The sequence below is a fragment of the Pseudomonas sp. GW822-FHT06D10 genome (assembly GCF_058799535.1).
This window is the reverse complement of sequence record NZ_JBXALN010000017.1, coordinates 1-3,665: the sequence shown is the minus strand read 5'-3', so window position 1 is coordinate 3,665 and position 3,665 is coordinate 1. Positions and strand designations below refer to the sequence as shown.

General features: G+C 46.5%; 4 protein-coding genes and 2 pseudogenes. All 6 read right to left on the bottom strand.

Annotated elements, in window-relative coordinates:
• Positions 1–447, bottom strand: a pseudogene (locus tag AC1RL5_RS31830) (hemagglutinin repeat-containing protein); the annotation flags it as partial.
• A 145-nt stretch (positions 448–592) separates the two neighbouring features.
• Positions 593–838: a DUF8617 domain-containing protein gene (locus AC1RL5_RS31825; RefSeq protein ID WP_492590239.1), complete on the bottom strand. Its 246-nt coding sequence runs from the start codon at positions 836–838 to the stop codon at positions 593–595.
• The gene (locus tag AC1RL5_RS31820; RefSeq protein ID WP_259699801.1) at positions 838–960 is read right to left on the bottom strand and encodes a hypothetical protein; all 123 of its coding nucleotides are present in this window, start codon (positions 958–960) and stop codon (positions 838–840) included. Before AC1RL5_RS31820 ends, AC1RL5_RS31825 begins: the two co-directional genes overlap by 1 nt.
• Positions 961–2,101: 1,141 nt before the next feature.
• Positions 2,102–2,530: pseudogene (locus tag AC1RL5_RS31815) on the bottom strand (toxin C-terminal domain-containing protein); the annotation flags it as partial.
• Between the two features lie 250 nt (positions 2,531–2,780).
• Positions 2,781–3,251 carry a hypothetical protein gene (locus AC1RL5_RS31810; protein ID WP_233447052.1) on the bottom strand — a complete coding sequence of 157 codons (471 nt, stop codon included), beginning with the start codon at positions 3,249–3,251 and terminating at the stop codon, positions 2,781–2,783.
• Positions 3,251–3,595 carry a polymorphic toxin type 24 domain-containing protein gene (locus AC1RL5_RS31805; RefSeq protein WP_320334754.1) on the bottom strand — a complete coding sequence of 115 codons (345 nt, stop codon included), beginning with the start codon at positions 3,593–3,595 and terminating at the stop codon, positions 3,251–3,253. The genes AC1RL5_RS31810 and AC1RL5_RS31805 overlap by 1 nt, the downstream gene beginning before the upstream one ends.
• Positions 3,596–3,665: the final 70 nt, after the last annotated feature.

Below are 3,665 nucleotides of genomic sequence, written 5' to 3'. Positions count from 1 at the left end.
GTGCGGATATCGACCTTGTTCTTGCCGGTAATACGGGTTTGCTCTTCAACCCAGTCGGTCTTGCCGGTGGTCTGGCCGTAACCGACTGAGCCACTGACACCGGCACCCGGGCCGATGGTGGCAGTGACGCTGATGTCGAATTCCTTACCCTTGACCTTGCCGGTATCGGCAACCGAAGCGACGTTCAAATCGCCGCCCACACGCCCAATAACCTCGTCACCACGCAGGTTGCCACCGGCGATGGTGGTGTCCTTGCCACTGGTGAAACCTAGACGGTCCCCGGCATAGAGATAAGCCTCTTGATGGCGCTCGCCTTCACACTCCAGATTGCCACGTCGGCATAGAACGCCATCTCTTTTCGGTACCGACAGTGATGCCCACTTCCCCACCATCATTGTCGTTTTGCTCGGCGCGGATCTTCAAGCCGCTGCTGACCTTGAGGTTTAAGCTCTCTTATGTACAACCAAAAGGACTCACCCAATCAAGCAAGCCACTACATCTATATCTCGCAAAACTCACTGACTACAGCAACAAACTTATCAAAAACCACACTTATTCAAAAAGCAACTAACCAACTTCCTTTTTATATCTATCAAACGCGTCCCCCCCCCTCATCAACCTGCAATAGAATACGACCGCAAGACGGACACTTGTATGCATCTCGTCTAAACTCATTATATAATTCCAAAAAGTCATCACTACTAAATTTAGCACCAACAGCCTCCCACTTATTTAGTAATCCAACGATTACCTTCTGAGGAACAAAATCATATAAAAACTCCTCCTCCATTGTACGAGCAACCATTACACAACCACATTCACACTGTAACTTTGACACTAGTCACCTCCTAAGATTGGACGATCAAAACGATGTATCTGCCCTTTTGAATCCTGAAAAAATAATGTATGGATATTTTTAGCATTGGGTTTGCCCCAAACCCTATCTGCAATACTTTTCATTTCAACTCCAGACAAATCAATCTGCGTCAAAACAGATGAAGCTTGTGACTTTTTCTTCTCAATAATATTTAAAATATTCTTTTTGATTTGCTGTGTTCGGCGTATAAACATCAACTTTCCCAACACCAGACACATACATATCTGGCGTTCTTACATCTTTAACCCCTAGATCCGATGCGGTAGCTTTATATTTAACATCATATCCAAGCTTTGCAAACCCTGACCCAGCCCTAATTTCATTTGCATCAGGTCTAGCCAATGGTTCATAAACTACTTTCCCTTCACGAACTACAGGCAGATTAGTATTGGTATCGTGTACAGTTTTATCTACTGACCCAGCGCCCCCCTTTCCAGTATCACCAGCGGAATTTCCACCACGTTCATTAATTCCGCCATCGTTAACAGAAACATGAGCCTCACCCTTCGCTCCCTTCTTACCCGGTAACGCACCAGTAAAGATGCTATAGATCAGCTCGCCACCGCCAATTATATAGGCGTCCCCTTGATGATTCGGGTTTAATTCTGTCCCTTGAATAGCCTGTGCTGCTGCTTTTCCCGCGTAGGCTTCCGCCTTACCCATATTTTCAGAAAACTTCTTACCAAACTCTGTTCCCTCAATAGCTTTCATCACCAGAAACTGCGCAACACCTTTAGGCCCCTGCGCAGCAGCCATAACATAGCCTACAGCTTCCGCTTGCTCTGGATTTTCCTTAATATATTTCTGAGCTGCCGCAAGACTGTCTAAAGTTCCCTGAAGCTCCAATATCCCACTGGGATTAACCTGCGTTTCTTTCAGCACCAGCGAACCTTGACTAGGAGCGTAGTTACTGGGTTCTACGACCCTTTCAATTTCCTCCAGAACCTTCGGTTCGATACCATTTAATGAGGCGATACCAACAAGAACACCATCGATGAACTTTTGATCTCCCATCATCGCCATAGCTTCGCGGCGACTTTTACCGGAAAGAATCAGTGCCTCAAGTGTACTTTCTGCTAAGTCCTTCCCTGCCACAGCTTCCGCACGAGCATCCATGGGACGCCCTAAAATTTTATCCACGCGATTAATCATCACGTTGAGCGCTGACGCCGCCTTGTTAAAGTTATTCAGTGCAGTTTTGTCATAGTTGAGCAACCCATCAGACCATTGTTTCAGCGTTTCACCCGGTCTGAGTGCAGCGTCAATGGAAGAACTGCTCGCATACAAATCCGTACGCGACTCCTCATCCTTGGTGATCTCATATGCCTTGCCCACATCCCGGTTCAGCCCGGCCGTTGAATCGGCCCCGGTCTCGGCATCCTTGCGCACCACGATCTCGCCCGCCCCGACGGTGGCGCGCACAATCTGCTCGCGGTCCTTCTGGTAATCCCAGCCGCTGACGCTCCAGCCGGTTTCACCTTCCTTGCCTTTACCCACCTGGCTGCTGTCTTGTGTGGTGCCACTACCGGAGCTGTAGGTGCCGCCCACGTTCAGGTAATAGCCGTGTTCCTTGTCCTTGCCGGCAATATCGCTGAAGCCCAGGGTGCCGGTGTCCAGCTTGAGGTTGCCGTTGTCGGCAAAGATCAGAGTGCCAAAGCCACTCGTTTCTCTCGCGACATATATAGAGTTAGAACTGAATCACTCATCTTTTACGCGGACACTAAGAGCAGAACTATTTAACACGAAACAACCCACTCTTCTTCCAGACAAGCAACATACAAAAAAACTTCTTAACCCCCCTAAACATCACTCTGCAATACACCACCCACGACACATACAACCTAATAACTCACACACAAAACTACTCAACTCAAAAACTCATACCGCCCACTCTAAAACACAACTAACAAATCTGAAAAAAAATTATCGTTGGACCGTAATCCTGCTCGGTATTTGAGACTTCAACAGAAAATTTCTTCTCGGGAAACTTATCTTTTAAAACCAAACGCCATGAAACTGCAAAAATATCCGCCAACTGTTCAAATATTACATCACCAACATCGCTTGCCGTTCCAGAAAAAACATCATAAAGATGAATTTGATTCATCACCCTCTCAACGGCATTGACATCACCATTCAACTGCTCGAGCCAAACATCGAATATCGCAGCGTCGTATCGACTCTCTAGAAACACCGCATCATCCCTAACAACAAAATCGGGAAACAACAATCTACAAAACAACATAACATCTTCAGGACTGCAAATTTCACTCACATAGGAAAATATATCAACTGTACTTTTTTCCGCCCACTGCGATTTCCATGACTCATATCTACTCAAGCCTACAAAAGGTTTAATTGTATTAACACTCATCATGGAACCTCGTCTGGTCTAATCGGTCTTGGGGCTAACTTCGTGGATGGTGACTGCACTCTAACAGTTCCATCAGGAAGTGTATTCCTACCATACTCTATTACATGTGGCGTCGGAACAGACAAATGAGGCTTACCTGTAACATCGACTCTTTTCAACACCATACCCACCGAATCATAAGTAGCGTAGCTAGTTATGTTCCCTTGATTATCAGCCCGATATAACACTCCATTCACGGGACCACCTTCCAATATGAAATTTCGACTAACTTGAGTCCCACCCTCAAGAGGCCCTCCAACTAAATTTCGTGCATTACGAGGAGTAATACCATTTATAGTATACATCACCCCCGGATTCAGCTTGTGCTCCGGAGTCACATAGGCACCATCCTTCTGCACCCCATCCAGTTGAGTA